The following is an 18,934-nucleotide window of genomic DNA, read 5'->3' on the forward strand; positions in this document are numbered from 1 at the left end:
ACCGCCATTAACAGTAATTGACTATACCCGTCATACTTCAAGCTGCAGGTGCGTTGGCTACATTCGTTCACCCGAATCACTTACCAGCGTAAGCTCATCGGGACTCACTCATTTGCCGCCTTCCTGCAGCTCGAATTATTTAGGGTATCTCTACCCGCGCAAACGCGGGGGATATTCCACAAGCTGTCGGTTAACCGGAATAAATCATTCCAGCTCGAAGCGCTGCGTGCGCTCGCCGTTGAGCCAGATTTCGCGCTGCTCACCCGCCGGTAAGCTCAGCGTCAGCGACCGCCACGCCGGGCGGAACTGACCGCGGGTGGTGAGGGTAACGTCGATGCGCTGCGCACTGGTTTTCATCTGCCAGTTCAGCCACAGGGCATCATCGCGCTGCCAGCCGTGGCTGACGCCATCATCCTCGAAAATCATCCCTTCTGACTGCCCGTCACCGCGCAGCGGGAACAGTTTTAACTCCCGGCTCTGGTCCTGTGCGCTGTCGGCATAGGCAAGACGTGAGGAGAGCGGTAAACCGGCACCGGCGCGCACCAGCAGCGGCAGGCGTTCCAGCGGGGCGTTCAGGGTAATGGTCTGCCCGCCGCCGAACCAGACGCCGCTCCAGAAGCAGTACCAACCTTCACCGTTGTCCGGCAGCCACACCTCGCGCTGACGCTGGCCCTGTTCCACCACGCTGGCTACCAGCAGATCGCGGCCAATCATAAAGTCGTCGTTTTCACGCCAGGTATTGGCGTCATGCTCGTGGTCGAGGAAGGTCGGGCGCAGCATCGGCTCATCTTCGCTGCTGGCCTGCCACAGCAGGGTATAGAAGTAGGGCAGCAGCCGGTAACGCAGCTGGATGGCTTCGCGGATCATCGGGGTCACCTGCGGATACATCCAGGGCTCATTGACCGTGCCGTCATCGTTCCACGAGTGGATGGTAAAGCGCGGATGCATGACGCCGTTTTGCACCCAGCGCACCAGCAGCTCGGGATCGGGCCGGTCGCCAGAGAAGCCGCCGACGTCGTGACCCATGTTATACAGCCCGGACAGGCTCATCCCCAGCCCCATGCGCGTGTTATAGCGCAGGGTTTGCCAGCTGGTGCGGTTATCGCCGCTCCAGGTCTGCACGTAGCGCTGCATTCCGGCACAGCCGGAGCGCGAGATCAGATACGGGCGCAGATCCGGGGCAAAGCGCTGCTGCGCTTCCAGCGAGGCACGCATCATCAGCAGCGGCATCACCGGGCGGATATGCTTGATGGCTATCGGCTGACCGAAGCCGTGACAGCGCGCTTCGCCGTCCCACACCTCATATTCGTTGTTATCGTTCCAGGTCGCGTCGATGCCCTTTGCCAGCAGCTGGGTAGTGACGCCCTCCTGCCACCAGCGCACGGTCGCCGGGTTAGTGAAGTCGAGGTGCGAACCTTCGTCGTCCCAGAAGCTGGAGCGTTCCGGCCTGTCGCTTTCCGAATCGCGGATAAACAGCCCCTGCTGCGCCACCTGCTGATACTGCGGATGGTCATGCAGCAGGCAGGGCTTGATATTGGCGGCCAGCTTCAGCCCGGCGTCGTGGAACGCGGCGCTCAGCTGCTCCGGCTCCGGCACCTTGTCGTAGTTCCAGTTGAACACGTAGCGCTTGTTGTTGATCGAGGTATAACCGGATGACAGCTGGAATGAGTCACAGGGGATCGCCTGCTCGCGGCACAGGCGAATAAACTGCTGGAGCTGCTCCTGTGCGTCATCCGCATCGGTGTAGTGCATGGTGGAACCACTGTAGCCGAGACTCCATTTTGGCCCGAATAGCGTTTTGCCGGTCAGGCGCACAAAGGCTTTGGTCACGTCGATCACCTGCGGCCCGAGCATCAGATAGTAATCCACGTCCCCCGCTTCTGCCTGCCAGCGGCGATAGGCCAGATGGTAGTTATCCAGCTCGTTGCCCAGGTCCAGCCAGCAGCTGCTGAGGTTGTCGTAAAACAGCCCGAAGCTGACGCCGGGGCGCCGGGTGATGGTAAACGGGATATGTTTATACAGCGGATCGGTGCTGGCGGCGTTGTAGCCCATCGCGTCGAGGTTGCGCATCTCAAAGCGGCGGCCGGTACGCTCCAGATCGCCGGACTTCTCCCCCAGCCCGTAGTAATGGTCATCCGCGAAGCGGCGCTGATAGTGCGCCACGCCGTCGCCGTGCGCATTCAGCAGATAAGCACCGGTCGGGCGGTCGGCGGCCAGCGGCTGCCACTCGCCCGCTGCATCACGGTATTCCCACGTCAGGCACAGCGGCTGATGTACGGTGACGCGCAGCTTATCGGTGCTCAGCACCAGCCGGTCATCATCATGGTCCAGCCGGTAGCCCGGCAGGCTGAAGCCTTGCGTACTCAGGCGATCGCGCCCCTGCCACGGCACATCCTGATCCGGCGCGATGCTCCAGCTACGCTCCAGGCGCAGCGCATGATGCTGCTTGATCAGCACGCGGCACAGGTGCGGCTCCAGCACGTAAAGGCAGAAACTGTGCTGCTCATCCACCGTGAGCTCGATGCGGTCAGGATGCTGGCCAGCCAGCGTCCAGTTTTTTAAGGTTTTCATAAAAACTTATTCTCCAGCCTGGGGGATTTTTTTCCTGCTGCGCTCGGCGACCAACGCAATCAGGAACAGCGCGCCGATCAGGTCAAAAAAGCCCATGGCGACAAACAGTGGGTTAAAACCAACGGTGTCGGATATCGCACCGATCAGTAAGGTAAACAGGAAGCTGGCGACCCACGCGCAGCTGCCGCGCAGGCCGTTGACCGTAGCCATCTGATTTTTATCGAAGGATTCGACCACCAGCGCGCTGAGCATGCAGGAGATCACCTGGTGGCCGAAGCCGCCAACGGAGATCAGCGCGATCGCCACCAGCGGATCTTTGGTCAGCGCCACCAGCGCCAGCGACACCATCAGAAATGCGCCGGTGACCGAGCTGGCGACCACCGAGTTAACCAGCGTGCAGCCAAACCACCTGCGGTACAGGCGGGTGAGGTAGCCGCTGGCAACACTGCCCAGGTCGGCGGCGAGGAACGGCAGCCAGGCGAACATCGCGATCTGCTTGAGGTCCATCCCGCGTTCGGTCGCGAGGTAGAGCGGCACCCAGAAGCTGAACACCGCCCACGCTGGTTCCGCGAGGAAGGCCGGAATCGCGATGCCGTAGAACTTGCGGTTTTTACTGAGGATTTTCAGCGATGTCCAGAATGGCAGAGCGGGCAACATCGGCTCATTATCCTGGTGGATCAGCGCGTACTCCTGCTGGCTGAGGTTGGGGTGCTGCTGCGGCGAGTGGTAGAAGCGCCACCACAGCAGCACCCACACCAGCGCCAGTCCGCCCGAGAACAGAAAAGCACCCTGCCAGCCCATGGTGGCGTGCGCCAGCACGATCACCGGCGGGGCCAGCATCGCGCCGATGGAGAAGCCGACGCCCGCCCAGCCCGCCGCAACCGGGCGCTCTTTTTTCGGGAACCAGTCACCGATCGCTTTGGCATTCGCCGGGGTAGCTGCCGCTTCGGCACCGCCCATAAAGAAGCGCAAAATAGCCAGATGCAGCCAGCTTCCGGCCCCGGCATGCAGCATGCAGACAATCGCCCAGACGCTGGCGCACAGCAGGAAACCGAGCTTCAGGCCAACCACGTCGATCAGCCAGCCGCAGATCGGCTGAAACAGGGTGTAGGCCAGCTGGAACGCCGCCACCACCCAGGAGTACTGTTCGGTGCTCATGTTCAGGCTGGTTTTCAGCTCCGGCGCCAGGATCCCCAGCGAGTTACGCGTCAGATAGTTGACGGTAATTCCCAGTAAAAACAGCGCCAGCATCCACCAGCGCAGGGACTTAATTTTACGTCGGTTGCTTTGTACCGCAGTGCGGTTGATTTCCACGCTCATTCATTTCTCCTGGCGACAAAAGTGCCTGAATCGAAACTAGCCAGCGCACGACTTCAGCGAAACCGGCATTTTTGCAAGGATTTGCATGGAATGGCGCACGACTCACACTAATCACGATTAATCTCAGGCACAGTGCGGCTATCCGGCCATGAAAAAATTCTCATGGCGCAATTTGAAGGAGATCACAGATTGAACGGAAAGCTGAAAATCGCCGAAATTGCCCGACAAACCGGGCTGTCGATCAGCACGGTTTCACGCGTGCTGGCGGGCAAGATGAATACCAGCCCGGCGGCACGCCAGCAGGTGATGGCCTGCGCCCGCAGCAACGGCATTTTGCAGACGATCTCCTGCGGGCGGCTGATGCTGAACAATATTGTGGTGTTTGCCCCGCAGCGTGCGTTCGACGTGCGCAGCGATATCTTCTACTACAAGGTGATTCAGGGAATTACCGCAGCGCTGGCCAGCCATGAAGTGCGCCTGCGCTACTGCGGCCTGGAGGAGACCGACAGCGACCGCAGCCTGTTTCTCAGCAAGATGAGCGAGCCGGAAAGCGAAGCGGCGCTGATTATTGGTATTGATGATGACGTGATCCACCAGCTGGCCGCCGAGCTGCATAAACCCTGCGTGCTGATCAACTGCAGCGATCGCCAGATGCGCCTCGACAGCGTTTCTCCCGATCATCAGCGCATCGGCGAGTTCGCCGCCAGCTACCTGATCGAGCAGGGCCACACCCGCATTCTCAACCTGCAGTGCCTGCGTCGCGCCACCATGGAGCTGCGCCTGAGCGGTATTCGCCAGGCCTGGGCGCGGCATCATATGGCGTTTGACGAGCAGCAGCATCTGATCACCACCGCCGGCTTTGGCAGCGAAGAGGCGGAGCAGGCGCTGGGTGCCTGGCTGCGTGGGCTGCCCGCCAGCGAACGGCCCACCGCCATCCTCGCCGGTGGCGACTATATGGCTGCTGGCGCGCTCAGGGCGCTGCAAAAACAGCAGATTGCGGTGCCGGGGGAGATCTCGGTGATGAGCACCGACGGCTTTAACCTGGCGGAGATCGAAGATGTGCCGCTAACCTCGGTGCAGGTGCCGCGCGACGAGCTGGGCTTTGAGGCGCTGCAGCTGCTACAGCGCCGCATCCTGCAGCCTGACTCGCCGGCCTGCGCCATGCTGCTGCAGGGAAAGCTGGCGCTGCGCGACTCGGTGAAACGCCTCGGCGCCTCACGCATCATGCCCGCTTACAGCAGCGGCAAGCACGGTTTATACGATCAGACATCGTAGATCAGCCCATATTCACGCTACTATCTGACCTCAGCCCTGCAAAAAATTGAAGGAAGCGGTATGTCGGTGGAGTGTATTTTTTTTGATTGCGACGGCACGCTGGTGGACAGTGAAATGCTCTGTACCCAGGCCTATGTGAACACCTTTGCGAAGTTCGGCGCGCAGCTGTCGCTGCAGGAGATGTTCGAGAAATACAAAGGCGTGAAGCTGTACGACATTATCGCCGATGTCTGCCAGCAGCACCGTCTTGATACCCCGGTCGAGGTACTGGAACCGGCCTATCGCCAGGAGGTTGCGCGGCTGTTTGATCTTGAGCTGCAGCCCATCCGCGGGGCAAAAGCGCTGCTGGAACAGATCGGCGTGCCGATGTGCGTGGTGTCCAACGGCACGGTGCCCAAAATGCAGCACTCGCTCGGCCTGACGGAAATGCTGCCGTTCTTCGGTGACCGTCTCTATAGCGGCTACGATATCCAGCACTGGAAACCGGAACCGGAACTGATGTACCACGCGGCCGAACGGATGGGCGTGGCGATTGAGCGCTGCATTCTGGTGGATGATTCAGAAGCGGGGGCCAGAGCGGGCATCGCCGCCGGGATCCCGGTATTCTACTACTGCGTGGATGCGCACAATCCGCCGCTCGATCATCCGCTGGTGACGGTATTTGACGATATGGCCCAGCTGCCCGATCTGTGGCGCGCCAGGGGCTGGCAGCTGACTCGCGGATAAAATAACGGGAACGGTATCGGGGCGGACCTTCTTTTTCGCTCCGCCCTCTTGCTGACCGGAGTGCATTGGTCACAGGCCGGCCGACCAGGAAAAGCGGTCGGCCCCTACGCGACCGCCGGCAGATAAATCATCGTCATCAGGCCTGCGTGCCCTATCCGCTAATTTCTCAACCAATCGCCCCCAGCGTATCCTCATCCTGCCCCTGCTTTTTCGGCAGCAGGAACAGCGTGGCGAAGATATCCAGCAGGTAGATCAGCGCCAGCAGGGTGATGGCGGCGGTAAATGACCACTGGCTGACCAGCAGGCCAATCACCAGCGGACCAAAGCCCCCCACGCCACGGCCGAGGTTAAACAATACGTTCTGCGCGGTCGCACGCACTTTCACCGGGTAGGTATCAGAAATTAGCGCGCCGTAGCCGCCAATCATGCCGTTGACGAACATCCCCATCAGCGCGCCGGTAAACAGCATCACCGTCGGGTCACGCAGCTGCGCATAAACCACCACCATCACCACCGCACCGACCTGATAAATCAGGAAGATCTTCCAGCGCGCGAAGCGATCCGCCAGCAGGCCAAACAGCCAGATGCCGAAGGTCATGCCGACCACGGTTACCGCCGTCCACAGGCCGGATTTGGTCAGCGAGAAGCCAAACTGCGTGGAGAGGTAGCTTGGCATCCAGATCATCAGGCCGTAATAGCCGAAGTTCTGCACCGAGCAGAGAATAAAGATGCCAATACTGGCTTTGGTGGTGGCGGCATCGGCAAACAGCAGCCTGATGCGCGCCGGGAACGACAGTCCCTGATTGACATCCACATGCTGGGTGAAGGCTTCCGGCTCACCCATGCCGCGGCGAATGGCGAACGAGGCCAGCGCGGGCAGCAGCCCAACGAGGAACATGCCGCGCCAGCCGATAATATCCAGCAGGAAAGGGGTGATAAACGCCGCCAGCAGCACACCCAGCTGCCAGCCCATGCCAACCCACGCCGAGGCGCGATTGCGCTTGTTAGCAGGCCAGGCTTCGGCAATCAGCGCCATGCCAATGCCAAACTCACCGCCCAGCCCCATTCCCGCCAGAGTACGGTAGGCCAGCAGATCCCAGTAGCCCTGCGCCACGGCGCACAGCCCGGTGAACAGAGAAAACATCAGAATGGTAAAAGTCAGCACGCGAATACGCCCAAGGCGATCGCTGAGGTGGCCGAAGATAATCCCGCCCAGCACCGCGCCTATCAGCGTCCAGGTCACCAGTGAACCCGCCTGTGAGGAGGTCAGCACCAGCGCCGCGCTAATCGCCGGCAGCATAAACCCGAGGATCAGCAGATCGAAGCCGTCCATTGCATAGCCGCTGACGGCGGCGATCATCGCTTTACCCGGCGTGACGCCGCGCTTGTCCGGTGGGGAGACTGACATGCTTTTAACCTTCTGGTTTGAATTTTGCCGCAAGTATAAGTTTCAACGCGGCGACAAGCCAAAGGAAAAACGGTGCACAGTTCATAGACAAAAAAAAGGCCAGACGTGCTGGCCTCTATTTTTCTCCGGCTGCTTAGCCCGGACTGTTTTCGCCGCTGTCGTCGCCGGTCAGCAGCTTATCCAGCTGGTCGCCCCCCACGTGGCGGAAATCCTGGCCTTTGACGAAGTAGAAGATAATTTCGCAGATGTTCTGGCAGCGGTCACCGATACGCTCGATGGCGCGGGCGCAAAACAGCGCGGTCAGCACGCTGGGGATGGTGCGCGGGTCTTCCATCATATAGGTCATCAGCTGACGCACGATGCCCTCATACTCCTGGTCCACTTTCTTATCTTCGCGGTAGATCTCAATCGCCGCGTTCAGGTCCATACGCGCGAAAGCATCCAGCACGTCGTGCAGCATCTCAATGGTGTGGTGTCCCATCGACTCCAGGCTCACCAGCAGCGGCTGATGCTGCTGGGTAAATTTTTCCAGCGCGGTGCGGCAGATCTTCTCGGCCACGTCACCAATGCGTTCCAGCTCGGAGATGGTTTTGATGATCGCCATCACCAGCCGCAGGTCGCTGGCGGTCGGCTGACGTTTGGCGATGATGCGCACGCAGGCTTCATCAATCTCCACTTCCATCATGTTGACCTTGTGATCGCCTTCGATCACCTTATTCGCCAGCTCACCGTCCTGATTGTGCATCGCGGTGATCGCGTCGGTCAGCTGCTGTTCAACCATGCCGCCCATGGTCATCACCTGGGTGCGGATGTGCTCCAGCTCGGCGTTGAACTGGCCGGAGATGTGTTTATTCAGGTTCAGGCTATCCATTGTGTTCTCCAGTCAAATCAACCGTAACGGCCGGTAATGTAATCTTCAGTCTGCTTCTGATGCGGCTTGGTGAACAGCGTATCCGTGTCGCTGAACTCGATCAGTTCGCCGAGGTACATAAATGCCGTGTGGTCGGAGCAACGCGCAGCCTGCTGCATGTTGTGGGTCACGATCACCACGGTGTAATCCTGTTTCAGTTCGGTAATCAGCTCTTCAATACGCCCGGTCGAGATCGGGTCGAGCGCCGAACATGGCTCATCCAGCAGCAGCACTTCCGGGCGGATAGCGATGCCGCGCGCAATGCACAGACGCTGCTGCTGCCCGCCGGAGAGACTGTAGCCGCTCTGATGCAGCTTGTCTTTGGTTTCTGTCCACAGCGCGGCTTTAGTCAGCGCCCACTGCACGCGCTCGTCCATATCGGCACGCGACAGTTTTTCGAACAGGCGCACGCCAAACGCGATGTTGTCGTAGATCGACATCGGGAACGGGGTTGGCTTCTGAAACACCATGCCAACGCGCGCGCGCAGCAGGGCGATATCCTGGTTTGCGGTGAGAATGTTTTCACCATCCAGCAGGATTTCGCCTTCAGCACGCTGCTCAGGGTAGAGCGAAAACATCTTGTTAAAGGTGCGCAGCAGGGTGGATTTACCGCAGCCTGACGGACCGATAAACGCCGTCACCTGGTTTTTCGCGATATCCAGATTGATGTTTTTTAGCGCATGGAATTTTCCGTAATAGAAGTTCAAATCACGAACCTGAATCATCTTGGCGGAATTACTCATCATTTTTATCTCACTTAGTCCGCACCGCTTAAGCCGTGCGGCACAGTATTAATGTTTGCTCTTGGCGAAAATCACGCGGGCCAGGATGTTCAGTAACAGTACGCACAGCGTAATAATCAGCACGCCCGCCCAGGCCAGGCTCTGCCAGTCGGCAAACGGGCTCATGGCGAACTTAAAGATGGTGACCGGCAGGTTCGCCAGCGGCTGCATCATGTCGGTGCTCCAGAACTGGTTCGACAGTGAGGTAAACAGCAGCGGAGCGGTCTCACCGGCAATACGGGCAATCGCCAGCAGTACGCCGGTGAGGATGCCGGAAACCGAGGCTTTCAGGGTGATTGCCGAAATCATCTTCCATTTCGGGGTACCCAGCGCGTAGGCCGCTTCACGCAGGCTGTCCGGCACCAGTTTCAGCATGTTCTCGGTGGTGCGGATCACAATCGGGATCTGCAACAGCGCCAGCGCCACCACGCCAGCCCAGCCGGAGAAGTGCTGCATCTGCGCCACCACGATGGTGTAAACGAACAGACCGACGACGATAGACGGCGCGGAGAGCAGGATATCGTTGATAAAACGGGTGATCTCGGCCAGCCAGGATTTACGCCCGTACTCGGCAAGGTAGATACCCGCCATAATGCCCAGCGGCGTGCCAAACACCGTGGACCAGAGGATCAGCAGGCCGCTGCCCGCGAGGGCGTTAGCCAGCCCGCCACCCGCCGTGTTCGGCGGTGGGGTGTTTTCAGTAAACAGCGATAGCGACATGCCGTCGATACCGCGTGTCACCGTAGCGAACAGGATCCACACCAGCCAGAACAGGCCAAAGGCCATGGTCAGCAGCGACAGGGTGAGGGCAATGCGGTTCTTCATGCGGCGCCACGCCTGCATTTTGCGGCGTGAGGCTAGCAGCTCGGCGCGAGCCTGCATTTCCATGGTGGTCATGAGCGCGCTCCTTCACTTTTCGCCAGGCGCATAATCATCAGTTTTGAACAGGCCAGCACGATAAAGGTAATCACAAACAGGATCAGGCCCAGCTCCATCAGCGCAGCGGTGTGCACGCCGGATTCGGCTTCGGCAAACTCGTTGGCCAGCGCGGAGGTAATGCTGTTGCCCGGCATAAACAGCGACGCGCTGTCGAGCTGGTAGGTGTTACCGATGATAAAGGTCACCGCCATGGTTTCACCCAGTGCGCGCCCAAGGCCGAGCATCACGCCGCCGATCACCCCGTTCTTGGTGAACGGCAGCACCACGCGCCAGATCACTTCCCAGGTGGTACAGCCGATGCCATAAGCGGACTCTTTCATCATCACCGGCGTCTGCTCGAATACGTCACGCATTACCGAGGCAATGTAAGGAATGATCATGATCGCGAGGATAATTCCGGCGGCCAGGATACCGATACCAAATGCCGGACCGGAGAACAGCGCACCGACGATCGGGATGTTCGCCATCACATCGCCCACCGGCTGCTGGAAATAAGTGGCGAACAGCGGGGCGAAGATAAACAGCCCCCACATGCCGTAGACAATGCTGGGAATCGCCGCCAGCAGTTCAATCGCCACCCCTAACGGGCGACGCAGCCAGGCGGGTGCCAGTTCAGTCAGGAACAGGGCGATGCCGAAACTGACCGGGACAGCGATCAGCAGGGCGATAATCGAGGTCACGACGGTTCCGTAAATCGGCACCAGCGCACCAAATTGTTCGTTTGGCGCATCCCACTCTTTGGTCCACAGGAAGGAGAAACCAAATTTCTGGATGCTCGGCCATGAGGAGAACAGCAGGGAAACGATAATACCGCCAAGCAGCAACAGCACAATCAGCGCAGCCAGTTTGACCAGTGCGCCGAAGATGATGTCACCTTGCTTGCCGGGAGCTTTGAATGTCGGCTTGGTTGCAGCCATAGCAGTCTCGATAGTGAAATTGTCGGGGCGGCATCGCTGCCGCCCGGAGTACAGGCCGGGGGTTCCCGGCCCCTACAAATACTGACTTCGCTTAGTACAGTGCTTTACCTGAGCTGTCTTTTACGTTGGCTTTCCAGGCAGCACGGATCTGCTCAACCACGGAATCCGGCAGCGTGGCGTAGTCGAGGCTGGTCGTGGTTTTGCCACCGTTTTTGTAGGCCCAGTCAAAGAACTTCAGCACGGTTGCGCCTTTCTCAGCGTTAGCCTGCTCTTTGTGAACCAGAATGAAAGTGGTTGAGGTGATTGGCCAGGCGTTGTCGCCCTTCTGGAAAGTCAGATCCTGAGCAAACGATTTGCTCCAGTCAGCGCCTTTAGCCGCATCGCTGAAGCTCTGCTCGCTTGGCTCAACCGCTTTACCATCGGCATCCATCAGCTTGGTGTACGCCAGGCTATTCTGCTTGGCGTAGGCATACTCAACGTAACCGATTGAGCCTGGCAGACGCTGAACAAACGCGGCCACGCCGTCGTTGCCCTTGCCGCCCAGACCGACTGGCCAGTTAACGGTGCTGCCTGCGCCAATTTTGCCTTTCCAGTCGCTGTTCACTTTTGACAGGTAGCTGGTGAAGACGAATGAGGTGCCTGAACCGTCAGCGCGGCGCACCACGTTGATGTTGGAGTCTGGCAGCTTCACGCCCGGGTTCAGCTTGGTGATAGCCGGATCGTTCCACTTTTTGATGGTGCCAAGGTAGATGTCGCCAACGGTTTTGCCGTCCAGCGTCAGCTGGCCAGATTTGATACCAGGAATATTAACCGCCAGTACCACGCCGCCAATAACTGTCGGAAACTGGAACAGGCCATTTTTGGCTAAATCTTCGTCTTTCATCGGCGCATCTGACGCACCGAAATCGACGGTTTTCGCAATGATCTGCTTCACGCCGCCGGATGAACCAATCCCCTGATAGTTAACCTGGCTGCCCGTTTCTTTGTTGTACTCCGCAGCCCATTTGTTATACACAGGGGCAGGGAAAGTCCCGCCAGCACCGGTCAGATTCGTCGCTGCCATGGCAGAAACAGCGCTCAGAGAAAGGGTTACTGCGACGAATTTAGCCAGGGTTTTGTGCATCAGTGTCATGTTCCCTCCACGGGATTGAAAAGTCAGGTCAGTTGCCGTGTTTGTCTAATTAATGATTGCTGCTGGAGGCAAAATAGGACAGTTTGGTGACAGTAAAATGTACGTTATATGACACTTTTGTGACGACCTTCGAAATCCTGCCGTGCTGTATTCATCAGCACCTTGATGCTAAAACCCGCTTTAAGTGCGATCGCTCTCCATGCCGCTGCGCTGCTTTTTCACGGTGCTATTTTTGACTCTCCATTGGACAGGAGATAAACATCATGAAAATTACCGCCGCAGTGGTTAATCAGGTCAATGCCCCCTATCAGCTGGAAACGCTGGAGCTGGCGCCATTACGCGAAGATGAGGTGCGGGTGAAACTCGTTGCCTCCGGTATCTGCCACTCTGATGAAGCGCTGCGCGTCGGTGATGAGCAGCATTTTTTCCCCGGCGTGCTCGGTCACGAGGGCGCAGGTATCGTTGAAGAGGTGGGCAAAGCGGTCAAAGGCCTTCAGCCCGGCGATCACGTGGTGATGTCCTACGCATACTGCGGCCACTGTGCTCAGTGCCGCCAGGGACATCCCTCTCACTGCCACGACTGGGGGATGATGAATAACTCAGGATTTCGCGCCGATGGCAGCGCCATCCACCTTAAGCCTGACGGCAGTAAAGTCTCCAATATGTTTTTCCAGTCCTCTTTCGCTACCTACAGCCACACTTCCTTCAACAATCTGATCGTGGTGGATAAGCGCACCGATCTGCGTCTGGTCGCGCCGCTCGGCTGTGGCCTGCTGACCGGGGCAAGCACGGTGCTCAACGGACTGAAGCCTCAACCCGGTTCGACCATGGCGATTTATGGCACCGGCGCGGTCGGGCTGGCCGCGATGATGGCGGCAAAAATTGCCGGCTGCCGGAAAGTGATCGCCATTGATATCCATGATTCACGCCTGGCGCTGGCGCGCGAGCTTGGCGCGACGGATTCGATCAACAGCGGCAGAGAAAACGTGGCGGCAACGATTGCCAGCCATACGCAGGGCCTTGGGGTGAATTATGCGATCGACACCACCGGCCTGTCGGAGGTGATGAAAAGCGCGCTGGAGGCGCTGGCAACCGGCGGTACGCTGGCTCCGGTTGCCGTGACGCGCCACGACCTGACCTTCAACCCCATGCGCAGCCTGGTGGCCTCCAGCAAGAAGGTGATCGGCGTACTGATGGGCGATGCCATTCCGCAAATCGCCATTCCCCAGCTCATTGACTGGCACCAGCGCGGCCTGTTTCCGTACGAGAAACTGGTGAAGTTCTACGACTTTGCCGATATCAATCAGGCCAGAGAAGACTCCGCCAGCGGCGTCACTATCAAGCCGGTGCTGATCATTGATAAAACCTACCAGCTTTAAAAAGGAGACTGTGCGATGGACGCAACATGGCAAGGTCGGCTGCTGGATATTTTCCACAGCCAGAAAAAAGTGTTTTTATCCGGCATCACCCGCGATAACCCGTTCAAAAAGGCCCAGCTCACTAAACTGCGCCATGCGCTGTTGTTGCATAAGGAAGCCGTCTGCGAGGCGATGTGGTCCGATCTTGGCCGCAGTCATCACGCAGTAGAACAGGCTGAGCTCGCGCCGCTGCTGAATGAAATCAGCTTCGCACTCGAGCATCTCGATGAATGGTCGATAGAGAAAAAAGTGCCGACCCCGCCCCTGCTCGGCAACAGCGAAAGTTACATCACGCGTGAGGGCTACGGGGTTAACTACATTATCGGGCCGTTTAACTACCCGCTCTACCTGAGCTGCTGCCCGCTGATCGGCGCCATTATCGGCGGCAACACCGCCATTATTAAACCCTCGGAGGCCACGCCAGCCACCTCTGCCGTCATAGAGAAGATCATCAACAGCACCTTTGACTCTGACTACATCCACGTCTGTCAGGGGGCAAAAGAGGAGAATGCGTACCTGCTCACCCTGCCGTTCAACCTGATTTTCTTCACCGGCAGCCCGCAGGTGGGGAAAATTGTGATGGCCGCTGCGGCGAAAAACCTCACCCCGGTGCTGCTGGAGCTGGGCGGTAAATGCCCGGCGATTATTCTGGATGATGCCGATCCTGACGTCGTGGTAGAGGAGCTGCTTGCCAGCAAAATGATCAACAGCGGGCAGACCTGCGTGGCTGCAGATTACCTTTATATCGATCGGCGCATTAAAGCCGTGGTGCTGGCAAAGCTCAGCGCCGCGCTGAGCGAACATTTTCAGCGGGCGGGCAGCAACGGTAAAATAGTCTCCCATGCCGCTTACGCCAGACTGGAGCAGATCCTCGCCACCAGCCAGGGGGAGATTATCTGGCGCGGTGAGTCTGACCCGGCGCAGCGGTTTTTTGCCCCGGCAATCGTGGATAACGTCAGATTTGATGACAGCACCATGCAGAGTGAGCTATTCGGCCCAATCTTTCCGGTGCTGACCTTTGACAGCGAGCAGGAGGTGGCGATAAACGTCAATAAGCACCATCCCCAACCGCTGGCGGCGTACGTTTTCTCACGCAGCCTGCAGCGGGCGCGCACCCTCATTGATGCTATTCCCGCCGGGGATGCCGGTATCAACGCGCTGATGCTGCACGCGGCTTCGCACTACCTGCCGTTTGGCGGGGTCGGCTCGTCAGGGATGGGCTGCTATCATGGCGAGTTTTCTTATCAGGCCTTTACGCATCCGAAGTCGCTGCGCGTGAGAAAATAACCTTAACTCCGCCGGCGTGTTTTTCGCCGGCGGAGCGTTGCGTTAGCGATCCAGCTTATTGGCTATCGCATTAAACATCAGCGAGGCTTCGCGCGGCTGAGCGCCCGCTGCGGGTTCCGCCAGCGGCCAGCTCGACCACTGCACAATCACCAGCTTATGCAGCGGATCAACCACTATCATCTGGCCGAAGATCCCCTCTGCCGACAGCGTTTTGCCGCGGGTAAGCCCCTCTTTTGGCCCATCCTCGCTGCTGGCAGGTACTGCGATATTCCACCACTGCAGTCCGTAAACGCCGTCTGGATTGTCCGCGCTGACCGAGTTGCTGGCTTTGGTCCAATCGGTGGCCTGCTGTAGCCAGTCGTCAGGCAGGGTTTTCGTACCGTCAGGCAGCACGCCGTTGTTCATGACAAACAGGCCAAACTTGCCCCAGTCCTCCAGCGTGGCGTTAAAACCGTGTGCGCCAACGTCATGTTGACCCGGCTGATAGCTGTGCCAGACGCCGTCGTGCACCATGCCAAACGGCTGCCAGATATGCTCCTGCAGATACTGAGCCAGGGTTTTACCCGTGGCTTTTTCCAGCGTGTCCCCCAACAGCCACGCGCCGCCGGAGTCGTATGACCAAACCTCTCCCGGTTTGGCCAGCGCCTGGCGCTGCGGGTTGAGCACCAGCTGGCTGACGCAGGCATAGGTATCCTTACCTGCCTCACACTGGGTCAGCTTGCTGAAGTCAGAGTTTGGATCGGTGTAGTCTTCATTCCAGCGAATGCCGGAAGTGTGCTGTAGCAGATTACGCAGCGTCACCTTTTCCCACGCGCTGCCGCGCACCGCCGGATTGTATTTCACCAGTTCATCATCCAGCGAGGTGATTTTCCCTTCGCGCAGCGCAATACCCACCAGCGTGGAGACCACCGACTTACCCACCGAGCGCGAGGTCCACAGGGTAGTCGGCATATTGCCGTGCGCGTAATAGTCCCAGACGTCCTTACCATCCTTAATCACCATCATGCCGGTGACGTTATTGCGCCGCAGATAATCATCCAGCCGGTAGCGGTGCCCCTGATACTGATAGCTGACGGTCGACAACTCCCGGTAGGCTTTCGGGATCGGCACGGGGTTCGCGGCATGGAAGATATCACCCGGATATGAGCGGTAGTCGTTGCGAAAACCGATCGTCCGCTGCTGCGGGCTCCAGGTGAGCATATCTTTGACATCGGGCAGCTGTTTATCCAGCGGTGCCGGGCAGGTGGTGAGCGGGAGCGGGCAGGTGGTCACAGGTGCATTGGCATTCGCCTGAAATGCGGTAACGAGATATAGCGAGAACAGACAAATTCCACTTTTTATCTTTTTCATAGCAATCCCTTCAGATGTCATCAAGTGAGAGATGATTGTAAGAAAGGAGGAGCGCGGTGTTTGGTTAAAAAAGGCCCCACGGGCACCAGAACCTGTGTTAATCGCCCTCGCCGTAGCCAGTTTGCAGCCTCAGAAAATCTATCAGAGCACGCACTTTCGCCGGAACATGTCGTGTGTTGGGATAAACGGCATAGATACCCTGCTGTGGGAAGGCGTATTGCGGCAGTAAATGCGTCAATTTTCCACTGGCCAGCATCGGCCGGACCAGCCATTCAGGTAGCAACCCCACACCACAATCCTGCAGGACAAAGCTCATTAATGATGAAGCACTGTCAGTTGAGTACCGCACAGACCGGGTTATCTCAAAATCAATCTGCTGCCCCTGTGAGTGGACGATCTGCCAGTTAAAAGGGGATTTAAGCCGATTATGAATAATCCATGGCGCCTTCCCCAGATCTTCAAGTGAATGGATTGGGTTAGCGGCTAACCATTTTGGCGTGGCGACGGGGAGTATTGAAAAGCGATCGATGAGCGCTGCGTGATAACTTGAGTCTGCCAGCTTACCCAGCCTGATGGCGATATCAAAACGTTCTGAGACCAGATCGGCATGTGAAGAAGAAGAGACATGGCGCACGCTGAGCTCGGGATGGAGCTGACCAAATGCAACCAGGGCAGGGATCACCTTCTCAGAACCATATTCCGCGGTGCTGGTGATACAAAGTTCACCGCGGAACCCATGATGGCTGAGTCGCACATCATTGGCTATCTGTTCGGCGTCCTTTAATAGCTGAAGACTACGTTGATAAAAAGCCGCCCCTGCCTGCGTCAGAGTCAGACGTCGCGTCGTTCGCAGCAATAGCGCTACGCCAAGCTCTGATTCCAGCCGCTGAATACTCGCACTAATTGCCGCTTTCGTTTGGCCTGAGGAAGCCGCTGCGGAGGTAAAGCTACCTGCATCGGCGACCGCAACGAACATCGCCACCCGCTGTAAATTGAGCATAAACGACTCACACACTGTCAAAAATTATTTGACAGTGTATCACCCCGCGGGCGGTTTATCTGCTGCAGGATTCTCCCTATATTAGCCACTCTCAACAGGGAGTGATGGTATGAGTTATCGCAAAAAAGTGGCTATGGTTTACCTTCTTGGTTTTTTCCTCGACTTAATCAATATGTTTATCTCTACCGTTGCTTACCCGGCGATTGGTCTGGCGATGCAAACCTCTGTCGCTCAACTGGCCTGGATCAGTAATGGTTATATTTGTGGGCTGACGCTGATCGTTCCTCTCGGCGCATGGCTGACACAACGTGTGGGAGCACGGCGCGTGTTTTTAACATCGCTAGTTTTATTTGTTGTTGGTACAGCGCTATCCGGCTTATCCCGTTCTATTGAAGGGCTGATTTTCTGGCGCGTAGTGCAGGGGCTCGGTGGCGGATTATTGATCCCGATAGGCCAGGCGTTAACCTGGCAGCTGTATGCCAGCCATGAACGCGCCAGGCTCTCGTCCGCTGTGATGCTGGTGGCACTTCTCGCCCCGGCACTCTCACCGGCTTTGGGGGGGTGGCTGATTCAGGCACTGAACTGGCGCTGGGTATTCTTCGCCAGTCTGCCGCTGGCAGTGCTGACATTGATCATGGCTTTCGCCTGGCTGAAAGATGGGGTCCGATCGCCTAAAGAGGGAAAGCTCGACCTTACAGGCCTGATCATCGGCTGCGCGGGGCTTTTTCTGGTTTTAACCGGCATGACGGAACTTGCTGAGAATGGCGGAGTTATCAGGGGAGGCGGTTTTTTACTGCCGGGGATCCTGCTACTCATATTTTTCATCATCCACAACCGCCGGGTTTCCTCCCCGCTGTTCAGCTTTGACCTGCTTTCCGATCCGTTAATGCGCTACTCAATGATGGTATATCAGTGTGTGCCAGGACTGTTTATGGGGGTGAGCCTGGTCAGCATGTTATATCTCCAGGCCTCTCTGAGTCTGTCCCCTGCTGCCACGGGTGCCTTGATGCTCCCCTGGTCAGCCGCATCATTTTTTGCGCTGTTGATAACAGGTAAGACATTTAATCAGCTGGGGCCGCGCCCTTTGATTATTGCTGGTTGCCTGCTGCAGGCAACGGGGATTGTGATACTTTCCCTGGTTTCTCACGGCGCCCAGTACTCCCTGCTGACGATCGCCTTTGCGCTGATGGGGCTGGGAGGGAGCCTGTGTAGTAGCACCGCCCAAAACAGCGCTTTTCTTAACATCGCCGCCTCTGACATGCATGAAGCCAGCGCGTTATGGAATATCAATCGTCAACTCAGCTTCTGTTTTGGCGTGGCGTTGTTAAGCCTGTTACTGAACCTGCTTATCAGCCACATGTCCTTACGTCAGGCCTATCTGTGGACATTTTATGCTGCGGCTACAGGTACGCTGATCCCGGCATTGCTGAGTTTGAAACTCAACAACCGCACTATCAAAGAGAACATCAAATCTGAGGGAAAACCCGAATGAATATTTATGTTAATGAAGTACTGGCAGCGCACGTTGCAATTGAGAACTGGTTGAGCAAAGGGGAAGGTGAGCTGCCGTTACTGCTTGAGCGCTTCAGTGCGCGCTACTCGATGATCGCCCTGTCAGGCGCGAGACTCGATCGCGAAGCATTACGCCATTTTTTCCTTCAGCAGCGTGCCAGCCGTCCGGGGCTGAAAATTGTCGTGGATAAGGTCTCTGTTCTGCATGAAGGGAAGGATGGGGCGGTATTGTTATACCAGGAAACGCAGACGCAGCCAGATAAAGAGAGGACGATTCGCTGGTCAACCGTGCTGTTTAACGTCCAGGAAGGGAAGCCAGTCTGGTTACATTTACACGAAACGTTACAGCCCTGAGGTGATAAAAAAGTCCGGCAGCCAAAGGCATAC

The 18,934-nt window shown here is 57.7% G+C and carries 16 protein-coding genes; 6 read left to right on the forward strand and 10 right to left on the reverse strand.

From position 1 onward, the window contains the following. Positions 1–204: 204 nt before the first annotated feature. Both J2Y91_RS07945 and J2Y91_RS07950 read right to left on the reverse strand, forming a co-directional pair. A complete protein-coding gene (locus J2Y91_RS07945; RefSeq protein WP_253537821.1) occupies positions 205–2,571 on the reverse strand; it encodes a glycoside hydrolase family 31 protein in 2,367 nt (788 codons plus the stop codon). 6 nt (positions 2,572–2,577) lie between these two features. Then, positions 2,578–3,891: an MFS transporter gene (locus J2Y91_RS07950; RefSeq protein ID WP_253537824.1), complete on the reverse strand. Its 1,314-nt coding sequence runs from the start codon at positions 3,889–3,891 to the stop codon at positions 2,578–2,580. A gap of 189 nt (positions 3,892–4,080) precedes the next feature. Here J2Y91_RS07950 and J2Y91_RS07955 point away from each other — a divergent pair, with 189 nt between their 5' ends. After that, complete coding sequence (locus tag J2Y91_RS07955; protein ID WP_253537826.1) at positions 4,081–5,166, forward strand: LacI family DNA-binding transcriptional regulator; 1,086 nt, start codon at positions 4,081–4,083, stop codon at positions 5,164–5,166. A 60-nt stretch (positions 5,167–5,226) separates the two neighbouring features. Beyond that, positions 5,227–5,892 (forward strand): 6-phosphogluconate phosphatase, encoded by a 666-nt coding sequence (gene yieH, locus J2Y91_RS07960; RefSeq protein ID WP_253537829.1) that lies wholly within the window; start codon positions 5,227–5,229, stop codon positions 5,890–5,892. A gap of 166 nt (positions 5,893–6,058) precedes the next feature. On the opposite strand, the gene J2Y91_RS07965 is transcribed toward yieH, so the two are convergent. The 6 genes from J2Y91_RS07965 to pstS all read right to left on the reverse strand — a co-directional run bounded on the left by J2Y91_RS07965 (position 6,059) and on the right by pstS (position 11,980). Next, a complete protein-coding gene (locus J2Y91_RS07965; RefSeq protein WP_253537832.1) occupies positions 6,059–7,300 on the reverse strand; it encodes an MFS transporter in 1,242 nt (413 codons plus the stop codon). Between the two features lie 133 nt (positions 7,301–7,433). Further along, a complete protein-coding gene (gene phoU, locus J2Y91_RS07970; RefSeq protein WP_048917930.1) occupies positions 7,434–8,171 on the reverse strand; it encodes a phosphate signaling complex protein PhoU in 738 nt (245 codons plus the stop codon). A 17-nt stretch (positions 8,172–8,188) separates the two neighbouring features. Then, positions 8,189–8,956 carry a phosphate ABC transporter ATP-binding protein PstB gene (pstB, locus tag J2Y91_RS07975; protein ID WP_048917931.1) on the reverse strand — a complete coding sequence of 256 codons (768 nt, stop codon included), beginning with the start codon at positions 8,954–8,956 and terminating at the stop codon, positions 8,189–8,191. 45 nt (positions 8,957–9,001) lie between these two features. Beyond that, a complete protein-coding gene (gene pstA / locus J2Y91_RS07980) occupies positions 9,002–9,889 on the reverse strand; it encodes a phosphate ABC transporter permease PstA (RefSeq protein ID WP_048917932.1) in 888 nt (295 codons plus the stop codon). After that, complete coding sequence (gene pstC, locus J2Y91_RS07985; RefSeq protein ID WP_048917933.1) at positions 9,886–10,848, reverse strand: phosphate ABC transporter permease PstC; 963 nt, start codon at positions 10,846–10,848, stop codon at positions 9,886–9,888. Before pstC ends, pstA begins: the two co-directional genes overlap by 4 nt. A gap of 91 nt (positions 10,849–10,939) precedes the next feature. After that, on the reverse strand, positions 10,940–11,980 hold the full coding sequence (gene pstS, locus J2Y91_RS07990; RefSeq protein ID WP_048917934.1) for a phosphate ABC transporter substrate-binding protein PstS: 1,041 nt from the start codon (positions 11,978–11,980) through the stop codon (positions 10,940–10,942). A gap of 263 nt (positions 11,981–12,243) precedes the next feature. Here pstS and J2Y91_RS07995 point away from each other — a divergent pair, with 263 nt between their 5' ends. Further along, positions 12,244–13,359: an NAD(P)-dependent alcohol dehydrogenase gene (locus tag J2Y91_RS07995; protein WP_253537835.1), complete on the forward strand. Its 1,116-nt coding sequence runs from the start codon at positions 12,244–12,246 to the stop codon at positions 13,357–13,359. A 15-nt stretch (positions 13,360–13,374) separates the two neighbouring features. Next, positions 13,375–14,685 carry an NAD(P)-dependent benzaldehyde dehydrogenase MdlD gene (mdlD, locus tag J2Y91_RS08000; protein ID WP_253537838.1) on the forward strand — a complete coding sequence of 437 codons (1,311 nt, stop codon included), beginning with the start codon at positions 13,375–13,377 and terminating at the stop codon, positions 14,683–14,685. 42 nt (positions 14,686–14,727) lie between these two features. Here mdlD and J2Y91_RS08005 read toward each other — a convergent pair whose 3' ends face one another. Together J2Y91_RS08005 and J2Y91_RS08010 are read right to left on the reverse strand one after the other, a co-directional pair. Then, positions 14,728–16,035, reverse strand: coding sequence for a serine hydrolase domain-containing protein (locus J2Y91_RS08005; RefSeq protein ID WP_133622350.1), 1,308 nt, complete (start codon positions 16,033–16,035; stop codon positions 14,728–14,730). A 97-nt stretch (positions 16,036–16,132) separates the two neighbouring features. Beyond that, a complete protein-coding gene (locus J2Y91_RS08010) occupies positions 16,133–17,035 on the reverse strand; it encodes a LysR family transcriptional regulator (RefSeq protein WP_253537841.1) in 903 nt (300 codons plus the stop codon). 109 nt (positions 17,036–17,144) lie between these two features. Here J2Y91_RS08010 and J2Y91_RS08015 point away from each other — a divergent pair, with 109 nt between their 5' ends. Further along, on the forward strand, positions 17,145–18,527 hold the full coding sequence (locus tag J2Y91_RS08015) for an MFS transporter (RefSeq protein WP_253537844.1): 1,383 nt from the start codon (positions 17,145–17,147) through the stop codon (positions 18,525–18,527). After that, on the forward strand, positions 18,524–18,901 hold the full coding sequence (locus J2Y91_RS08020; protein WP_253537847.1) for a DUF4440 domain-containing protein: 378 nt from the start codon (positions 18,524–18,526) through the stop codon (positions 18,899–18,901). The genes J2Y91_RS08015 and J2Y91_RS08020 overlap by 4 nt, the downstream gene beginning before the upstream one ends. Positions 18,902–18,934: the final 33 nt, after the last annotated feature.

The organism is Erwinia aphidicola (genome assembly GCF_024169515.1).
Lineage (GTDB): Bacteria > Pseudomonadota > Gammaproteobacteria > Enterobacterales > Enterobacteriaceae > Erwinia > Erwinia aphidicola.